Origin of the sequence: Serpentinicella alkaliphila, from assembly GCF_018141405.1 — a bacterium.
GTDB classification, from domain to species: Bacteria; Bacillota; Clostridia; order Peptostreptococcales; family Natronincolaceae; genus Serpentinicella; species Serpentinicella alkaliphila.
On record NZ_CP058648.1, the window covers coordinates 196706 to 215854 of the forward strand.

The following is a 19149-nucleotide window of genomic DNA, read 5'->3' on the forward strand; positions in this document are numbered from 1 at the left end:
AGGGTTTTACTATAATATTATCCTATTCTTTGACCTTTTATCCCTATTTTTACTTTGTTAACCTTTACATCTGATTTGGCATTTGCTACAGCTTGATCAACTGCCATTACAATTCCCATACAACATGGCACTTCCATATATGCTACTGTAATAGATTTTAAATTATTGTTTTTTATTATTTGTGTTAGCTTTTCAATATAGTGATTTACATCATCAAGCTTTGGACAACCAATTGCCAGCGCTTTTCCTTTTAATAAATCTATATGGTAATTTGGATATGCAAAAGGCACACAGTCTGCCGTAACTAATAGATCGGCATTTTCGAAATAAGGTGCGTTTACTGGCACCAAGTTTAACTGCACAGGCCATTGTCTTAATTGAGGTTTAATACTTACTTCAATATCCTCTGAACCTATAGATACTTTTTCTGTATTTTTTGGTTCCTCATTAAAATTCATCATTCTACTACCTGGACAACCATGTCCGTGATGATGTGGTGTATGAGGTACTTGTGGAGTATTTTTTTGAGTCTCATGCTGTGGTTTAAATGTTTTACCCTGACTAGCTAATAATTTCTCAACAGCTACTTCATCAAATTCATCTGCTTCCCTTTCAACAATATTTAATGCTCCTTGTGGGCAGTGACCTAAGCAGGCACCTAACCCGTCACAATAAATATCACTTACTAGTTTAGCTTTTCCTTCAATAATTTGAATAGCACCCTCTTCACATCCTGGTACGCAAAGTCCACATCCGTCACATTTATTTTCATCTATTTCGATTATTTTTCTAATTGCCATAATAAGCACTCTCCTTATCTATTTATCTTAAGTTAATTATACTGTGAAAACATATATAGGTATGTGACAATTCTCACAGGTCCTAAATTTTTTAATAAATTTAATTATTTTTTATATACTTTCCACATATAGGACAATAGGAAACATCTCTCTCAAATACTTCTTTACAATAATCACAGGTTCGAAAATCTTGCATTTTAAATACGAGTTTCTCTAAAGTGTCTACATCATTCTTTAAATAGTCTATTCTATTTAGTAATCCTTGTATATCTTCAATAGATATATTTCCCCTGCCTCTCATCTGATTATAAATGAATTCACCAATTTCCATAAATAGGCTTTCGATTTCTTTTTCTCTTTTACGTATACTTAAATTCATTTTACTTATCTCTACCATATTTGATGACTTGCTTGAAATCATCTTTACAGATTCTGAAACTGCTTCTGAAAATTTCTCAACAAAACTCATGGCTATTCCTCCCAACAAAAATCCCTTTCTATATACTTATTCTAAAAGTGTATTTTGGGAAACAGTTTTTCTACAAAAAAACAACTATTTTAGACATTAACCATTGACACTTTAAATTGTTATTGACATAGAATATGTAGAGGTTTTTTATAAGTGATTGTTGAATATATTTATTAGGAGGAGGGAAGTGGATGTATTGGTATTTTGAGGTTCTAAAAAAATATTCCGATTTCGAAGGAAGAGCAAGAAGAAAAGAGTATTGGATGTTTGTATTAATCGATGCTTTAATACGTTTAGCCCTATCTATAGTAGATTTTAATTTGTTTGGTACCCCTATGGATAAGTTTGGACCAATAATAGCTTTATACAGCATTATATTATTTCTTCCAAGTCTTGCGGTATCTATTAGAAGGCTTCATGATGTAGGTAAAAGTGGATGGATGCTATTAGTTCTATTAATCCCTATAATAGGCATTATTTGGATATTTATATTAGATATTATGGATAGTGAACCAGACGATAACAAATATGGGCCAAATCCAAAGGAATTTTACGATAGTGCTATCTAAAAAGTTAGATACATCCAAAAAAGCCTAATTTCATAGGCTATAATAAATATTACACTAAACATTAAAAAATGCCATCTATACAGTAGCAGCTTCCGATTATGGATTTGCATTTTTCCTTAGTAGTCACAGCTTCTTTAATAATTTCATCAACAGAATAAAACTCTTTAGATTTATTTGTAACCACTGCTATTGATAAAGATAGCAGTGGAAACTTTTGTTTTGTTCCCTTTCGGTTTTTTGAAATTATATATCCACTTTTTAGATGTTCTTCCTTGTAAAATATATTTATTATAGCATGGAACTGTTCGATTATATCCATACATATAGAATCAACTTCATGGCATTTTAAAATTGAAATAAAATCATCTCCACCTATATGGCCTGCAAAGGCATTTCCATTTCCAATCTTTTGTATAGCAGAGGTTATTAAATGTGCTGTATTACGAATAACCTCATCGCCGTCTTTAAATCCATAAACATCGTTAAATGCCTTAAAATTATCCAAATCAAAATAAAGTACAGAAAACTCTTCGCTTTTTAATATTTCCGTAAGCTTTTCCTTTATAACTATATTACCCGGTAGTCCCGTAAGAGGATTTTCAAACCTAGCAATTGATACTTGTATTTCAGTAATTTTTAATAATAAATCTTTAATACTAACAACACCTGAATATATATCATCTCTTGTAACAATTATATAATCATAAAGCTTTTCCTGTTTTCTACTCATTGCCAAATTACTTACCTCTAAAATTGACTTAAAGTTGTCTACAATTAAAGGTTGCTCATCCATTAGTAGATTGATTGGACGCTGCATGTAAAGGTCATATCCATATCTTGTTCCTAATTTTTGATAAAATTGTGTACGTGTAATTAATCCTTGAGGTTTAAAGTCCTTGTCTATTGTAACTATACCTTCTAGATTTTTATTCATTTCAAACAGCTCATTTGCATCCTTACCAATACTACTAATGAATAGAGTACGTATTGGTTTTGATATATCACCAATGAATATTTCCATAGAAATCACCCCATCTAAGGTATTATCTTATATTATAGAGGATTTTTTTACATATTTTGTTAAGCCCATATTAATTTTAAAAAGAATTTATTTAACAATATTAATCAAAGTACCAATTTTATCTATATGACATTCCACTATATCCCCGATTTTTAATAATTTAGGTGGATTAAAACCCTTGCCCACCCCAGCTGGAGTACCAGTAGCTATAATATCTCCAGGTTTTAATGTTAAGCCTTTAGAAATATCACTTATAATATAAGGAATATCAAACATCATATATTTAGTATTTGAATTCTGTCTCATTTCTCCATTTACCTTAGAATATAAATCTAAGCTCAATGGCAATGGTAGTTGACTTTTATGTACAATTGCAGGCCCCATAGCAGTAAAAGTATCTAAGCCCTTTCCTCTAGTCCACTGTGTATGTTTTTTTTGTAAATCTCTAGCTGTTATATCGTTTAAAATTGAGTAACCAAAAATGTACTCCTCTACCTTATCTTTTTCAATATTAATACCTTCTTTTCCTATTATTACTGCAAGCTCCACCTCGTAATCTACTTCATCGGTAATTTCCTTATGGCTATTTATATATTCATTGGACCCAATAATTCGATTAGCCACTTTACTAAAATATACAGGGTAATCTGGTACCTTTCTTTCATTTCCTAGACTATCCTTAAGCTCAATAACATGAGCATGATAATTTAGCCCTAAACAAATAACACTTCTTATTGGTACCGTTATTGGTGCACAAAGCTTTACACTATCTGTACTAATTCCTTCTATATTATCACTATGAATAATATTATGAATTTTATTTATCAACTCATCATTACAAATACTAATAAATTCATTCATTGTTGTAAAAGAACCGAATCCTAATACTTGGTTTAAATTAAGTACAATATTCTCTTCAGAATTTAATACCCCTATCTCTTCAATACCATTATGAATATATGTAACAAATTTCATATTCTCATTTCCCCTCAAAAGTATTTCTTTCTATTGTACAAAATCACTGTTTAACCTTCAAGTACTAAAATCAGAGGTAAAAATAAAAACCTACTCATAGGAAGTAGATTTTTATTTTTATTATTTATTCTAAATTACTAATGTTCCATCTTCCTGTTCTACCATTAAAAGTATTTTTCTCTCATCCCCTGTTTTTGCATCAATGTAAATCAGGAATCTATCTTCACCAAAGGTAACCCTAAATTCATAGCAAAGTAATTCATGATCACCGGCAGTAGGAATTATTACTAGTCTAACATTTTCTACTTCAACAGCACTAGATAATCTTTCCATTGCTTGTTCTTCAGATATTTCTGGGTCTGGTATATCTCTTTCATGGTGACTCATTAAAAAACCATGAGCTTCATATCCGATTATTTCTCCGTTATCTAAAGCAACCTTAACTTTTATTAAATCTGGATATACAATAACATTATCCTGCTTATATGCAAAGTTTATAAGTATTTGTCCCTCATATGCAATAGTATATGTTGGTACCATATGTTCATAGCCTGTATCGTTTAAAAACTGTTGAGCTATTTCAATTGCTTCATCTTTATCTAGACGACTCTGATTTATTATTCTAGGGTTAATATACCATAATAGTTTTCCACCTTGTCTAGTAACAACAGCAGAAATATTATCACCATTTCTATTTCCTGGTTTTTGCGCTCTGATATAATAACCAGTAAATACTGTGTTTTGTACATCACCTGCTATTTCTATATTAGTCAAATCTTCTTTTATTGTATTACGAAGAACATCTATTGCTTGCTTTTCATCAATCTCCTTTCCAGTAAGCCTAGATTTTCTATCTGTCATATGTTCAGAAAATGGTCCGTCATAAATTAACTCAGGATATTCCTGCATTCTCTCTTCCATATTTATTAATCCATTAAAAGTTTCCATTCTTTTATTTAAAGCTTGTAAATTTCTATTCGCATTTCTTCTTAGATCCCCAAAGTTTACACCATCTTTTACAATTTGTTGTTGAAGTACAATAAGCTCTTGAGCTAATAGATTTACATAACTATGTAGATCTGTTAAAGTTCCCATTTCATCATCAGTTAAAACAACGCCATCTAAACTTTTATTCACCATTGCAGTGGAGTAATCACCCAATTGACTTAAAAACTTTTCAACTCTCCTAATGGCTAAATGGTCTAATGGAAGCTGGGTCAATTTATTTTGCGCCATATAGCTTTGGTAAACTGTGTCATTCAAATACTTGGCTGTATCAGTAGTTGATCCCGCAACCATTGCCTTAGCCAAATCAACTTGAGCATTTTTAACATGCCCTATTAACTCATAAAATTGTCTTTGAAATTGTAAATCTAAATATGTATGATAGTCAATTTTTTGATTATACTGATGTGCTCCCCAGCCAATGGATACTAGTAAAGCAAGTCCTAGGGCTATAGGTAGTGTATATCTTCTCCAGTTCATTATTTACTCACTCCTTTACACTCCAAATACGTGACGGCCGATTCTCAATGTAATTCTTCTTGTCCATATCCATGGACTTGTTGCTGTTGCAGGATTCCAGAAGTATAATGCTCCTCCAGTCGGATCCCATCCATTTAAAGCATCTCTTGCAGCCCTATATGCACTTTCTCCTGGTTCTTGATTTATAGCACCGTTTTTAACTGGTTCAAAGGCACATGGTTGATAAACTACCCCTGCTAGTGTATTTGGAAACTGAGGACTTCTAACCCTGTTTAATATAACAGCTCCCACTGCAACTTGTCCTTCATAGGGTTCCCCTCTTGACTCAGAGTGGATAGTTCTAGCTAGTAAATGGACATCATCACTTCGTGATACACCTCTACTGGCAGGTGTAGTTGTGCCACCTGTACGAGTTGGTAATCCAATTGCTACCCTAGTCTGAGGGCCCACAATACCATCTGCAGCTAATCCATTTGCCCTTTGAAATCTAACAACCGCATCATAGGTTTGTTGACCAAAAATACCACTGATCGGTCCATCATAGAAGCCCCAATTTCTAAGTCTAGTTTGCATAAGCGTAACATCCTCTCCCTGGGACCCCCAAGAAAGAGTTTGTCCATGTACTAGCTCTGCTCCCATATAGCCAAAAACAGAGAATAGTATTATAGTTATAAGAAAAATAGAAATATTTTTAGTTCTACTCATTTTTATCCTCCTTAGAAATTAATTTCAATTAACATTATTTTTATCAAAAGGATAAATTTTATCCCAAAAAAGTAGAAAATCTACGTGTAACACGTAGATTATATAATACTAAAAACCTATTAATGCACCAGCAATATTGAAATATACAAGTAAAGCCATTACATCCACTATTGTAGTAATTAGTGGACCTGCCATAATTGCAGGGTCTAATTTTAATTTTTTTGCAATAATTGGAAGGGTACCTCCAACCATCTTGGCCATCATTATGGTTAATAGTAAGGTAATCGAAACAGTAAATGATACATTCAATGGATTACCAAGTACAAGCATACGAGTTATATTTACTATTGCCAAGGAAGCACCAACAATTAAACTAACTCTAAATTCTTTAAAGAATACTTTCAAATAATCTGTAAGTTGAACTTCCCCAAGAGCAATACCCCTTATTATAAGGGTTGAAGACTGAGAACCAGCATTACCTGCAGTATCCATAAGCATCGGTATGGATGCAGCTAAGACAGCTACTGCTGTTAGTATCTCTTCATACCTACCAATAATCATTTCAGTAAAAGTTGCAGTAATCATTAATATTAAAAGCCATACAATCCTTCTTCTAGCCAATGAAAATACACTACTATTTAAATACTCCTCATCCATAGGCGTCATTGCAGCCATTTTTTGGAAGTCTTCAGTGTTTTCTTGATCAATAACATCAACGATATCGTCAATTGTAATAATTCCTACTAATCTTCCCTCTTTATCTACTACTGGTACCGTTAATAAGTCATACTTTTTAAATAATACAACTACTTCCTCTTGATCTGCAAACGTAGTAGTTGTGATAAAATCATCGTTCATAACATCTGAAATTAACAAATTTTCATCTAATAAAACTAGCTTTCTTAATGATATAATTCCTTCTAATTTTCTCTTCTCATCTAAAACATAACTAGTGTATATAGTTTCCTTATCTACCCCGGTTTTCTTTATGTGATCTAGTGCCTGTTTAATAGTCATTTCCTTTTTTAAGTCTACATATTCAATTGTCATCAAGCTACCCGCAGAGTTTTCTGGGTAATTTAGAAACTGATTAATTAATTTTCTTTCTTCATCGGAAGCAGTTAATAAAATTCTTTTAACTACATTAGCAGGCATTTCCTCAAGAAAGTCTATCATATCATCAAAATATAATTCATCAATAATATCATTTAAATGCTTTTCATGTATAGCAGCAACGATATCCTTTCTTTGCTGGGAAGATAGATATGCAAAAACATCTGCTGCAAAATCCTTTGGTAATAATCTAAATATAATAATGCAATACTTTACATCTAATTCTTCAAATATTTCTGCAATATCTACAGCTCTCATTTCCTTAAGCTCTTCTTTTAATGCAGCAAATTTTTTAGCCTCGATTAGTTCTAATATTTTGTGTAGCATCAAATCACCCTCTCATACTCTTAGTAAAGAGAGTTTTTACATATTGGTGATGAAAAAAACTCTCTCCCTATAAAAATGTACCAATTTCTTTTTAAATACCTATCGGGACTTGAGTCCATTTTCACCACCACCTTTATATATTTTTAGAAGTTAATTTTGTCTCTTCTCATATTTACGTTGAGAACTAATCCAATTGCCATCATATTTGAAAGCATGAATGTACCACCATAGCTTACAAATGGCAATGGTTTACCAGTTACCGGCATTAAACCAATAGTCATAGCAATATTAGCAAAGATATGAAATGCTAACATAAAAGTAACACCTGTTGCTAAGAAAGCCCCAAAATCATCTTTGGCATCCCTAGCAATTTTTGCGCATTTATAAAGTAGTATAAAATATAATACAACCAGCGTAGACACCCCTAAAAAACCTAGCTCCTCTGCCATAACAGAAAAGATAAAATCATTATGCCTTTCAGGAAGGAAGCCAAGTCTGTTCTGAGTACCCTGAAATAACCCTCTACCAAATAGCTTACCAGAGCCTACAGCAAGCTTAGACTGTATAATTTGATATCCTTTTCCAGTAGGGTCTAGTTCTGGATTTATAAAGGTTAGTATTCTCTCCTTTTGATAATCCTTTAAAACACCTAACCACATTAACGGAAAACTTAAAATACCAGCTACTCCTGTTATTATAATATATTTATATTTTAAACCTGCTATAAATAGCATACCAAATCCAAAAACTGCAAAAGCCATTGTTGTTCCCAAGTCAGGCTGGACAGCTATTAAAGCCATTGGAACAATAAGAAAGCCTATTATTTGCAACAGGGTCTTAGGTTTGTTAACAGTATTTTTATTCTCACTTAGTATTTTAGCTAGACATATAATAATACCAATTTTCACAAAGTCTGCGGGTTGGAACTGAAATCCACCAATTTTAATCCAACGATTTGCTCCCCATTCATCAGCCCCACGACCAAAAACCAAAACTCCAACTAATAGTGCATTACTAAAAATATATATTGGTAAATAAAATTTGGATAATATATTATAGTCAAATAATAAAATAAATACTATTGCAACAAAGCCAATAATTATAGATGCAATCTGCGTCCTAATAAAACCAGCACTACCTAGTGGGTGAGTATGTGTTGCACTAGCAACGACAAGCACTCCTATTAAGCATATGACTAATATATCTAATATTAAATAAAAGTCCATCTTTTTTAATAGTTTATTGTTTTTAATTCTCAAAATAATTCACCTCATTCTAAGAGCATAATAATTATGCTACATAACTAGTTTACTCTAAGACATTTTCTTTTGCAATAATAAAAGATTTACATATGCTTAACCTTTATAATTATAGACAAATAAAAGCGAAGCAATTCGCTTCGCTTTTATTGTTTGTGTTTTAAATTATTGTTGTCCACCCATGCTTCTTTCAGCTTGCTCAACTAATCTCTTAGTCATATATCCACCAACGTAACCATTTTGTCTTGCTGTTAAATTTCCTTTGTCGATTTGCTCATAATTTGATAAACCTAATTCACTAGCGATTTCAGTTTTCATTTGGTTTAGAGCTTGACGAGCTGCAGGAACTACGATTGAATTTCTTCCACTTCCAGAGTTATTATTGCTTGGCACTTTTCGTCACTCCTTCCTTTGTAATTTTGTAGCCTGTTGACTACACTTATATTATGTGTTGAGTAATTCATTTTAATCATTGTAATATAATACACTGAAGCTAGTTTTTGATAAAATTGTTATAATTTTCATAAATAAAAAGACTGTCAAAATGACAGTCCCTCTTCCTATTAGTTAATTAGAATCTAAAGAATCCGCCAGATCCGAATAAAACTAAGAATACAATTAAAATTAGAATTAGATTTTGGTCTCCAAATATTCCACCAATTCCACAACCTGAACCACCACTTAAGCACAGGATAAGAACTAGGCAGATAAGCCAACTATTATTTCCTTTACCGATTCCACCAAAAAAGTTGCTTAACAAATCATTTCTAGCTGCTTCACTCATAATTTAAACCCCCTATATACAATTTTAATAGAATTCACTCTTACTCCATATTATGAACAACTCAAAAAGATGTTCCAAAAAAATATCGTAAAAATTCTATTATATTGTACTTAGCTTGTCCTTGTTATCTTTTCTATAACATTCAACTTCATATATATAAGTAGCTTTAATTAACTTATTAAAAGCATTGGTGGCTAAGTAGATTTCTTCATCCTTTGGCTCCTGAACTGTTATATATTGAAGTAAGTTTATATATTTATCAAAGGAAGTATCTTTTTTATTTATAACTTTCATTATTTGTATACTAAGTAGCATTATAAACAAAATGGCTATTAAGGAATCATGGCCTATGGCACACATAATTAAATATAACAACAAAAATATTAAAACTAAATTTGATCCACATCGTTTATTAAACCTAGATGCCTTTTTTACTAATTCATAATTAATATAGCCATGCTCACTATAACAGTTAATAACCTTATGTTCAGCTCCATGAAATCTAAAAATACGCATAATTATCTTTAAATTAAGAATAATACCTAAAGCGGTGATACCAAATAGATAATTATAATAGTTAGGGATTATATAAGCAAACTTCATAATCTCATCCAATATCATAAGTAATATTAAAAATGTATATATAAATTTAGTTCTTGTACTAAATATTTTCCATTGATAATACAATACAACCAGTCCACCTAAAAAAGGTACTCGCTCTAGCTTTACAAACCATTTAGTAGGAAAAATCCACTTTATGTCATCTAGCACTACACCATTTTTTAAGCATGAGCTTACCTTAAATACTTTATTATAAAAGGTTATTCCACAACTATTTGCATAACCTCCAACTCTCATCTTTTCACACCCTTTAAACAGTAATGAACTGTTTTTAATATTTACTATTAACTTAATTATATATTATGTTTTGAAAAAACAAAATTTATTTAAATATTTATACTTTTTTTGACGAATATCACTGCTTAAAACCTAACTATGAGTTTATACTAATACTAAATAAATCATACATAAATTTAGGAGGGGTATTAATGAAAGCAACAGATGTTTTAGTAGCAGAACATAAAAATATTAAACGCATGTTAGTAGTTGTAAGAAAATTATGTCGTCAGGTGTTTTTTAATCAGGAAGTATATTATGAGGGCTTCTATGATGCAATTGACTTCATTAGAAACTATGCTGACAAATTTCATCATGGTAAAGAAGAGGACATTTACTTTGCTTCTATGTCGACAGAGCTTGGTCCTACAATTCAACAAGGTCCCATATTCGGAATGCTAGCGGAACATGATTTAGGCAGATTATTTATCAAAACCCTAGAGGAATCTTTAGAAAAATCAAAAAATGGTGATGAAGATGCAAAAATAGATATAATTTCAAATGCTATATGCTACACAGATTTACTTTACCGTCATATCGATAAAGAAGATAATGCTATTTTCACTTTTGCAGAAAGTAATCTTAATGAAGAAGCTAAAAAAACAGTAGATGAAGACTTCGAAAAAAGTAAAGATAGATTAAAAAGTGATGAAACTGAAAATAAATATGTTGAACTCTTAGAACGACTTGAAAAATACGTAGCATCTGTTTAAATATAGAATCTTTGACCACAGTAGTACATACTGGGTAATATTAAGGCACTGGTTATTCCAGGAGCCTTTTTTGTTTTTTAAATAAACCTAAAAACAAAAAACGACTATTTCTAGCCGTTTTCATTATAGACTATTTGTCCATTTACTACACCTATCGCCCCACATAGCCACAACTTCTTTATTTAACTCAACCTTAATTACTTCACAACCATTTGAGCAGTCTTCGCAATTAAATGTAGAAGGTACAAATTCAAAATCGGCTGCTTGGAACCCTCTAAATTTAGTCTGTTCCCCAGTCTCAATCATATGATCCATAGCTAAAAGGGCTGCTCCAATTGCCCCCATTATATTAAAATGTTTCGGTATAATAACTTCATTATTAATTTCTTTTTCAAAAGCACTTCTTATGCCTTTATTAGCAGCTACACCACCTTGAAATACAAATGGTGGCTCAATTTTCTTTCCCCTACCTAAGTTATTAATGTAATTACGAACTAAGGCTTCACTTAAGCCTTTGATTATTTCCGCTTTTGAGAATCCAAATTGTTGCTTTGCAATCATGTCAGATTCTGCAAAAACAGTACATCTTCCAGCTATACGGACATCCCTCTGGGCTGTTAATGCCATATCCCCGAATTCTTCAATAGGTATTCCTAACCGCTCAGACTGATGATCTAAAAATGAACCCGTCCCAGCAGCGCATACTGTATTCATTGCAAAATCAACGACCATTTGATCTTCTATAATAATAATTTTTGAATCTTGGCCGCCTATCTCAAAAATTGTTTTAACATTAGGGACCTCATGAATAGTCGCTGTAGCATGGGCAGTAATTTCATTTTTTACTACGTCAGCCCCAACCATAACCCCTATTAACTGTCTTCCACTCCCAGTTGTTCCAATACCCTTTACTACTATTTCATTACCAATTTCACTGTTTAATTCCTTTAATCCATTTTTCACTGAATCTAAGGGTTGCCCATTTGTTCTTATATATTTACTGTATAAAACCTCTCCACTCCTGTTAATCGCCACAATGTTAGTACTTACAGACCCAACATCGATCCCTAAATACACCTCTTGCATTTATTTCATCCCCTTATGATATTTTTTTTGAATGTTTTCCTCGAATTAAATCTAAAAAAGCTTCAACTCTTGTAAGATTATTTGCAACACCTGTTTGCTCATCAATTGATAAGGTTAATACGGGAATTCCTAAATCCTCAGTTATTCTAGGAATAATACTTTGAGAGACCAACTCTGGTAAACAACCAAAGGGCATCAAATGAACAACTCCATCAAAACCTCGCTTACTAAAATCAACAATTTGTCCTAAGGTTTGTTTAGCGTGTCCTCCTATTTCTATAGGTAAGTACTTTTCTCCTTTTTTGAGTACTTCTTTTTCATGGGTATAATTCATAAAATCAGGTAATACATTATAATCTACCCACTGGGATAAATATTGGGATCGCTCAACCTCAACACCTAATGACCCAAGCAATTCTTCCATCTTCATATTAATGGAAGGCTCCATAACAACGTATATTTCTCCAACAATACCAACTCTTAATCTATTTTGAGGCTTAACATCATGCTTTCTAACTTTAGAAAGAAGTTCCTTACCCTTTTCAAAGGCTTCTCTTATTTGTTTTTTATTATTTGCTTGATCAAATATTCTTTGAATATTCTCCCAAATTCTTGTAGTTTCACCTTTTTTAATCTCATATGCACGTATTACTTGAACTTCTTTTTCTAGTACATCAAGCTTTTTCATCATATCGTATACAAGCATAAGTGATTTAGCAACCTTTATCCAAGAATTATCAGCTTTAATCCTCATTAGATTTTTATAGAAATTTTTAAAATCCCTAAACATCGAGTTAAAAACAATGAATTCAACATTATGTCCCTCTTGCTTTAATATTCTACTATGGACCTGTTCATAAAATCCTGCTCTACATGGGCCATGCCCACCAGAAGTTATAATAACCTCTGCTCCTTTTTCGATAGCCTCCATGTAGCTTCCCATAATAACTTTTAGTGGAAAGCAAGCAAATTCCGGACTATATTTAACACCAAGATTTATTGTTTTTTGACTTGGAATAGGGGGCATTATAACATCATGCCCTAGTTGCTCTAAAAGCTTTTTATAAATAACTGTTGTTCCCATATAAGGAAAAGACACCTTCATAATTCAGGCACCTCTCTTCATATTCATTTTTCTTCTTTTAAGCATATCTATAAAAGCCTCAATTCTAGTTTGTAGATGATTTTCTCCAGTATGTTCATCTACACGGACTGTCATAAATGGTTTATTGTATTCAACAGTATCCATATCTAGTAGCTTTCCAAGCATTGAATCAGGCCCACAACCAAAGGCCGTAACATGGATTAGTCCATCTACCTCAGGATTATTATAGAAAGAATATCCCGCAGCTAATAGTTTATCACTAAAGGTCCAAAACATTGTTTTATTATTCATTCGTTGTAGTTCTTTTTCTAAACTATCTTCCTCAAGCATTTCAAAGGTTTTTACTTTTACTCCCATTTCTCTTAGACGATTAAGTATATCCATACTTATGAAGGAGTCATAAATATTATAGACATATCCGATAAGACCAATTGTAACAGAACTATTAGAGTCTGAATTAGTGCTAAAGCTACTTTCACCGTAACCATCCAATACTATTTTCATAGCCTCAGTTATCGTATATCCCTTTTTAGAATATTCTCTAAATCTTAACCATACTTCATTTGCCTTCTCTAATGCCTTTATATTTTTTTGACTTGAAATACCAAACATTTTTTCCATGAACTTATAATCACTAAATGTATTCCCAATGTTATCACTATTTGTTTTTATCATTGGTGATATCAATTTTTCTTCAATACCTTTAAATGTGTATCGAACCATATCCGGTAAACCCATAAATTTAGGGCAAAAAAACTGCCCTTTTCTAATAGATACGAACCTAGGTACAAATATATAGTCAACTTCTTCTAATAATGTTATTACATGCCCTAGATATATCTTAATTGGTACACAAATTTCAGGCACCGATGCCTTAACCCCTCTATCTATAATCCCTTTAGTAGTCATTGGTGTTACTACAACTTCATGTCCCAATTCTTCAAAATAAGTCTTCCAGAAAGGAAAATAGTATGCATATAATAAACTTTGTGGTATACCTATTTTCACCTTTGTTTCCCCCTATCGTTTAAAAAATCAGCCATATTTAAGTAAATTATTTAATACAAAGACAACTTTTTAAAATACCACTATTTACTATTTCAACACAAATCATTTTTTTCCTTTTTTTCTCAAAACTTTTATCAGTTCGCCTGCCTAATAATCTGCTGTTCTCTTATGTACTCTCCATCCAAGTCCACTAATTCCAATGTATTGTCTTTAGAATTTTTAATTCTCCATAGAGTTTCTTTAGGGAGGTTAAAGGAATTATTCTCCTCACTGTCTATAAATTCTAAAACGGGTAAAACCTCATATCTAAGTCTCCCAGCTTCTCTGTAGCGGTGTACCCAGGTAGGCATATACATTACATTATTTAAAGATATTTCGTTATTATTTAAATCTTTTTTAAACTCAACTGTTAAAATCATACCATCTTCAGTATAACGATTATTTACAGTCTCGAAACGTTGATTAGATATAAAGTTACCTAGTGAATATGCAACCAATGTCTTTGTTTGGCTTTCTTCTGACTCAATAATTTCTATTGGCTGCAAAACGTGGGGGTGGCTCCCAAATATGACATTTACACCATAGTCTGATAATTTTTTGGCCATTTGGGTTTGATAACTATTTGGTGTCCTTTGGTACTCCTGTCCCCAGTGTACACAGAAAACAATAATTTCCGCCCCCTTATCTCTCATTAAATCAATTCTATCTTTAATCTTTAATAAGTCTTCCTCAAAGAATTCATATGAAAAGCTATCTATAAGATCCTCAGCCTCCTTTGGAACCTTTATACCATTTAGAGTCTTAAACGTACCAAATCTAGGAGTTTCATAGGTGTATGCTGTAATCCCCACTTTGATTCCGTTTACGTCCTTAATAGTAAAGCTGTCTTCTTCAACTTTACTTTTTGTACCTACTACAGATAATTCTTTGGAATCCAAAACTTCTAAAGTTCTGTGTAAACCTTTTATCCCTGTATCCATTGTATGATTATTAACTGTAGATATGACATTAAATCCAGCCCAAACTAAGGCGTCTGCAAGTTCATCTGGAGAATTAAACATCGGATAACCCGAATAACCTCGGGCTTTTCCACCAAATGTTGTCTCTAAATTTGCTATAGATATATGTGACTGTCTAATATAGGGTGCTATTTTTCCAAAATTATGTGTAAAGTCATAGTTGTCATTTTGATAATATGCTTTTATCTGTGGATTGTGCATCATCACATCCCCTACGGCAGATATACTAACATATACAGGTTCAAGTTCAACAATTTCTTCTTCCATAATAGGGACTTGAGATTCTTTATACCCATAGGTGCATCCTACAAACAACTGGAATATAATGAGCAGTGAAAATATAGCTAAAAAGGCTTTATATCTTTTACACGAAATCAATAATATCACCTACCATTAAAGTAGTACTACTTTAGAATTCTTAAACTTATCTAACGACTTTTCTAACAAACTCACATTAGTAAGTAATTTTTCTTCACTGTCCTTTGCAGAATCCAAATGGCTTTTTATATACTCTATATCCCTAGTTAAATATGAAATGGCCCTATTATGTAACTTCTGTGCTCGGTCAAAAATCATTTCATTTAACTCATTTTCTGTATCTATTTTTTTATTGATCATTAAATTTGCTACACCATAAGATAAAACACCTAAGGATACTGCTATTACTAAATCCGTTAATTTAACTTTCTTTCGTTTTCTTTTTATTAAACCCATCCTCTGTAGCCTTAGCATAATATCACTACTTTTTTTATAATATAACACTTCCTTTAAGTATCCTTTATAATATAAATAGGTTGCTGGAATTCCTATAGAAGATGTCAGGGCTATTTGCTCCTGTGCACATCTTAAAATATCCGTATCCTCTAAGTTACCATTTAAAAACATTTGATCCTGCTCATATTCCTCTTCAAAATATCCAATATACTCATCTGGTACTAAAAATAATTCTTTGATTTTGTTAAATAGCTTCTTTTCTCCTAAGGAAGCTACCTCTCCTGCTCTAGTAAGAATCACTAAATCCTTCATTAAAGAAAATCTAACTATATTTTTCTCTTGTTCACTTAAGTCCTTTAATATATCCATACAGAGATTTGCCATCTCATCCTTTGGATTATTAATATAGTTTAGTAGTATCATACGTCTTTCTGTATTCAATCTAATTTGACTTAGCAATCTATAAAAGGCGATTACTTTATCCTCAATTAAATTTAAAGATAGCATTAGAGCTAATATTTTTGCGTATGCAATTTTTCTATCTGTTGACATAAATTCTAGCGATTTAATTTTCTGATCCAAATAAATTACCTCCTTAGTTATAATTAAATTTCGTTATTTATTATGTCTATTTTATTCTCCAATGATTTTTAAAAACCCTTTAAAATTGACAAAAATGAGAAAGGTCATTAAATGTCCTTTCTCATTTTTATTATAATAAAAATATATTAGCTTCTTCACATCTTTGTATCATTTCTTCTGGCCAAATAGAGGATTGAACTTCTCCAATATGAGCCTTTCTTAAGAAAAACATACAAATCCTTGATTGTCCTATTCCGCCACCAACTGTATAAGGCAGCTTCTTATCTAAAATTAATTGATGAAATAATAAATTCATTCTATCTTCACAATTAGCTTCTTTTAACTGTTTTTCTAAAGCATCTTCATCGACACGAATACCCATAGATGATAATTCCAATGCCATATCTAATACTGGGAACCAAAGAATAATATCACCGTTTAATGTCCAATCATCATAATCTGGAGCTCTACCATCGTGTTTTTCACCAGAGTTTAATTTACCTCCGATTTTCATTATAAATACTGCACCTTTTTCCTTAGCTATCGCATTTTCACGTTCTTTAGATGTAAGATTTGGATATAAGTCCTCAAGCTCTTGAGTAGTTATAAAGAAAATATCCTTCGGTAGAAATTTTTCATATCCATCGTAAAGAGAGTCCATATAAGCCTCAGTTACTAAAAAAACTTTATAGATTCTATTTACTATATCCTTTAATGTTTCTTCGTTTCTATCTTCTTTTGTAATTATTTTTTCCCAGTCCCATTGATCCACATAAATTGAATGAATATTATCTAGGTCTTCATCTCTTCTTATTGCATCCATGTCTGTATATAATCCTTCACCAGCCTCAAAACCATAGCGAAACAAGGCCATTCTCTTCCACTTAGCTAAAGAGTGTACAATCTCAACCTCTTTATTATTTACTCCTTTAACTTCAAAAGCAACAGGCCTTTCAACACCGTTTAAGTTATCATTCATTCCCGTTTCAGGCATAACAAATAGTGGCGCAGATACCCTAGTTAGGTTTAATGATTCTGCTAATTGTCTTTCAAAAAAATCCTTAATTCTTTTAATAGCAATCTCTGTTTCCTTAATAGATAGCTTCGACTTATAGTCTTTTGGTATTATTAAAGTCTCCATTTAATATTTTCCTCCTATATTATAAAATATGCAATTTTTTCCAAATTAAAAAAACCCTTCGCCCCATATGTAAGGGCGAAAGGTTAACTTCCGCGGTACCACCTTGTTTAGTAAAATACTCACTCATCCAGTACAGAAAAATGTCTCGATACTGTTCAATTAATAACGGTTTGAATCCGCCTAAGCCTACTGTAATATTTCGGTTAGGAACTCCGAGATGTTCTTCAAGATAGACTTCGTATTGACCTCTCACCATCGTCAACTCGCTAAAACTACTTTCCATCCATACTCTTCTCTTCACAGTCTTTATTTTCTTTTAATTATAAAATATATTAAATTAAAAACAATATTCTGTCAATAGCAATTTTTTCATTACAATCTTCTATGGTAGTCAGATTTAAATCCACCTCTTTGAAGAGCACCTTTAATTTGGTTTAACAAACGCTCTTTATCCTGTGGTAAAGTTCCCTCTAACGGAATGTAGTTTGAGGCATGGTTACTTCTAAAAACACAACCCTTAACATTAAGCTTTTCAATTAACAACTGAGTTTCTAGCATTACTTGTTCTGGAGTTAATAACTTTAATTTACCACTTCTAATGTCCTGATACATTTCAACCTCAGGCTCTACCATAAGTGTTAATAAACCTAAGTAATGAGGATTTATTTCATTAACTACCCTTGCAGATTCAATCGCATGCTCTTCCCAAAGCTCTTGGCCACCTAAACCAGAAATTATAGTTACTGAAAGTTTAATACCTGATTCCACCATTTTTTTTCCTGCTTCTATCATTTGCTCTGAAGTAACGCCTTTATTTATGGTTTTTAATATTTGTTCACTTCCAGATTCAATACCTAAATAAGCTATACCTAAGCCAAGCTCATGAAGCTCCTTTAGTTCCTCTTTAGTTTTTCTTAAAATATCCTTAGGTGCACTGTAAATACCTACTCTTTCACACTCAGGAAATAACTCCCTAATTTTTATAAGTATTTGCTTTAGATATTCAGTTTTTAATGCCAATGCATCACCATCAGCTAAAAAAATTCTTTTAATATGTCTGTATGATTTTCTAGCCATTTCTAAATCTTCAATAATTTCTGTTAAACTTCTCATTCTAAACCTTTTTTCTTTATACATATTACAGAATGTACATTTATTATGTGAACATCCTATCGTTGCTTGTATAATTAAGCTATACGCTTCACTTGGTGGTCTATATACTGCACCTTCATATCTCAAAAATACTACCTCCTTAAAACTAAATAAATATTCGACATATTAATTATAATACTAGTATTATGCCATAAGTACAAAACAAATTTCAACATAATTAATGGATATAATTGGTTGACATGAGTATTTCTTCATTATACCATA

Annotated in this window: 20 protein-coding genes and 1 other annotated feature; of the genes, 2 read left to right on the forward strand and 18 right to left on the reverse strand. The window is 31.8% G+C overall.

From position 1 onward, the window contains the following. Nucleotides 1-17: 17 nt before the first annotated feature. Both HZR23_RS01175 and HZR23_RS01180 read right to left on the reverse strand, forming a co-directional pair. Nucleotides 18-800: an ATP-binding protein gene (locus HZR23_RS01175; protein ID WP_132847769.1), complete on the reverse strand. Its 783-nt coding sequence runs from the start codon at nt 798-800 to the stop codon at nt 18-20. Between the two features lie 100 nt (nt 801-900). Beyond that, nucleotides 901-1269: a hypothetical protein gene (locus HZR23_RS01180; RefSeq protein WP_132847770.1), complete on the reverse strand. Its 369-nt coding sequence runs from the start codon at nt 1267-1269 to the stop codon at nt 901-903. A gap of 191 nt (nt 1270-1460) precedes the next feature. On the opposite strand from HZR23_RS01180, the gene HZR23_RS01185 reads away from it, so the two are divergent. Next, nucleotides 1461-1838, forward strand: coding sequence for a DUF805 domain-containing protein (locus HZR23_RS01185; RefSeq protein ID WP_132847771.1), 378 nt, complete (start codon nt 1461-1463; stop codon nt 1836-1838). 61 nt (nt 1839-1899) lie between these two features. Here the strand turns inward: HZR23_RS01185 and HZR23_RS01190 are convergent, their stop codons facing one another. The 9 genes from HZR23_RS01190 to HZR23_RS01230 form a co-directional block, all read right to left on the reverse strand. Continuing rightward, nucleotides 1900-2859, reverse strand: coding sequence for a GGDEF domain-containing protein (locus HZR23_RS01190; RefSeq protein WP_132847772.1), 960 nt, complete (start codon nt 2857-2859; stop codon nt 1900-1902). An 87-nt stretch (nt 2860-2946) separates the two neighbouring features. Beyond that, complete coding sequence (locus HZR23_RS01195) at nt 2947-3834, reverse strand: fumarylacetoacetate hydrolase family protein (RefSeq protein WP_132847773.1); 888 nt, start codon at nt 3832-3834, stop codon at nt 2947-2949. Between the two features lie 129 nt (nt 3835-3963). After that, nucleotides 3964-5319: a germination protein YpeB gene (gene ypeB, locus HZR23_RS01200; protein WP_132847774.1), complete on the reverse strand. Its 1356-nt coding sequence runs from the start codon at nt 5317-5319 to the stop codon at nt 3964-3966. 15 nt (nt 5320-5334) lie between these two features. Next, nucleotides 5335-6024, reverse strand: coding sequence for a spore cortex-lytic enzyme (gene sleB / locus HZR23_RS01205; RefSeq protein WP_132847775.1), 690 nt, complete (start codon nt 6022-6024; stop codon nt 5335-5337). A 108-nt stretch (nt 6025-6132) separates the two neighbouring features. Further along, nucleotides 6133-7464: a magnesium transporter gene (gene mgtE / locus HZR23_RS01210; protein WP_132847776.1), complete on the reverse strand. Its 1332-nt coding sequence runs from the start codon at nt 7462-7464 to the stop codon at nt 6133-6135. Between the two features lie 143 nt (nt 7465-7607). Further along, nucleotides 7608-8723, reverse strand: coding sequence for a rod shape-determining protein RodA (gene rodA / locus HZR23_RS01215; protein WP_207667841.1), 1116 nt, complete (start codon nt 8721-8723; stop codon nt 7608-7610). A 165-nt stretch (nt 8724-8888) separates the two neighbouring features. Continuing rightward, nucleotides 8889-9116, reverse strand: a complete 228-nt coding sequence (locus tag HZR23_RS01220) for an alpha/beta-type small acid-soluble spore protein (protein WP_132847777.1) — start codon at nt 9114-9116, stop codon at nt 8889-8891. Between the two features lie 178 nt (nt 9117-9294). Then, the gene (locus HZR23_RS01225; RefSeq protein ID WP_132847778.1) at nt 9295-9507 is read right to left on the reverse strand and encodes a hypothetical protein; all 213 of its coding nucleotides are present in this window, start codon (nt 9505-9507) and stop codon (nt 9295-9297) included. A gap of 99 nt (nt 9508-9606) precedes the next feature. Next, complete coding sequence (locus HZR23_RS01230) at nt 9607-10365, reverse strand: DUF1385 domain-containing protein (protein WP_132847779.1); 759 nt, start codon at nt 10363-10365, stop codon at nt 9607-9609. A 191-nt stretch (nt 10366-10556) separates the two neighbouring features. On the opposite strand from HZR23_RS01230, the gene HZR23_RS01235 reads away from it, so the two are divergent. Further along, complete coding sequence (locus HZR23_RS01235; RefSeq protein ID WP_132847780.1) at nt 10557-11117, forward strand: hemerythrin domain-containing protein; 561 nt, start codon at nt 10557-10559, stop codon at nt 11115-11117. Nucleotides 11118-11240: 123 nt separating this feature from the next. On the opposite strand, the gene HZR23_RS01240 is transcribed toward HZR23_RS01235, so the two are convergent. The 7 genes from HZR23_RS01240 to HZR23_RS01270 all read right to left on the reverse strand — a co-directional run bounded on the left by HZR23_RS01240 (nt 11241) and on the right by HZR23_RS01270 (nt 19011). Next, the gene (locus HZR23_RS01240) at nt 11241-12203 is read right to left on the reverse strand and encodes an acyl-CoA dehydratase activase (RefSeq protein WP_132847781.1); all 963 of its coding nucleotides are present in this window, start codon (nt 12201-12203) and stop codon (nt 11241-11243) included. 13 nt (nt 12204-12216) lie between these two features. Continuing rightward, nucleotides 12217-13308 (reverse strand): acyl-CoA dehydratase activase-related protein, encoded by a 1092-nt coding sequence (locus HZR23_RS01245; protein ID WP_132847782.1) that lies wholly within the window; start codon nt 13306-13308, stop codon nt 12217-12219. A gap of 3 nt (nt 13309-13311) precedes the next feature. Then, entirely contained in the window at nt 13312-14316 is a 1005-nt protein-coding gene (locus HZR23_RS01250; protein ID WP_132847783.1) for an acyl-CoA dehydratase activase-related protein, read from the reverse strand. Nucleotides 14317-14450: 134 nt separating this feature from the next. Beyond that, nucleotides 14451-15713, reverse strand: a complete 1263-nt coding sequence (locus HZR23_RS01255; RefSeq protein WP_132847784.1) for a CapA family protein — start codon at nt 15711-15713, stop codon at nt 14451-14453. A gap of 15 nt (nt 15714-15728) precedes the next feature. After that, nucleotides 15729-16631 carry a hypothetical protein gene (locus HZR23_RS01260; protein ID WP_132847785.1) on the reverse strand — a complete coding sequence of 301 codons (903 nt, stop codon included), beginning with the start codon at nt 16629-16631 and terminating at the stop codon, nt 15729-15731. A gap of 130 nt (nt 16632-16761) precedes the next feature. Next, nucleotides 16762-17772: an aspartate--ammonia ligase gene (gene asnA / locus HZR23_RS01265; RefSeq protein WP_132847786.1), complete on the reverse strand. Its 1011-nt coding sequence runs from the start codon at nt 17770-17772 to the stop codon at nt 16762-16764. Between the two features lie 68 nt (nt 17773-17840). Continuing rightward, nucleotides 17841-18082 (reverse strand) — a binding site (T-box leader). 62 nt (nt 18083-18144) lie between these two features. Next, entirely contained in the window at nt 18145-19011 is an 867-nt protein-coding gene (locus tag HZR23_RS01270; protein WP_132847788.1) for a radical SAM protein, read from the reverse strand. Nucleotides 19012-19149 lie beyond the last annotated feature (138 nt).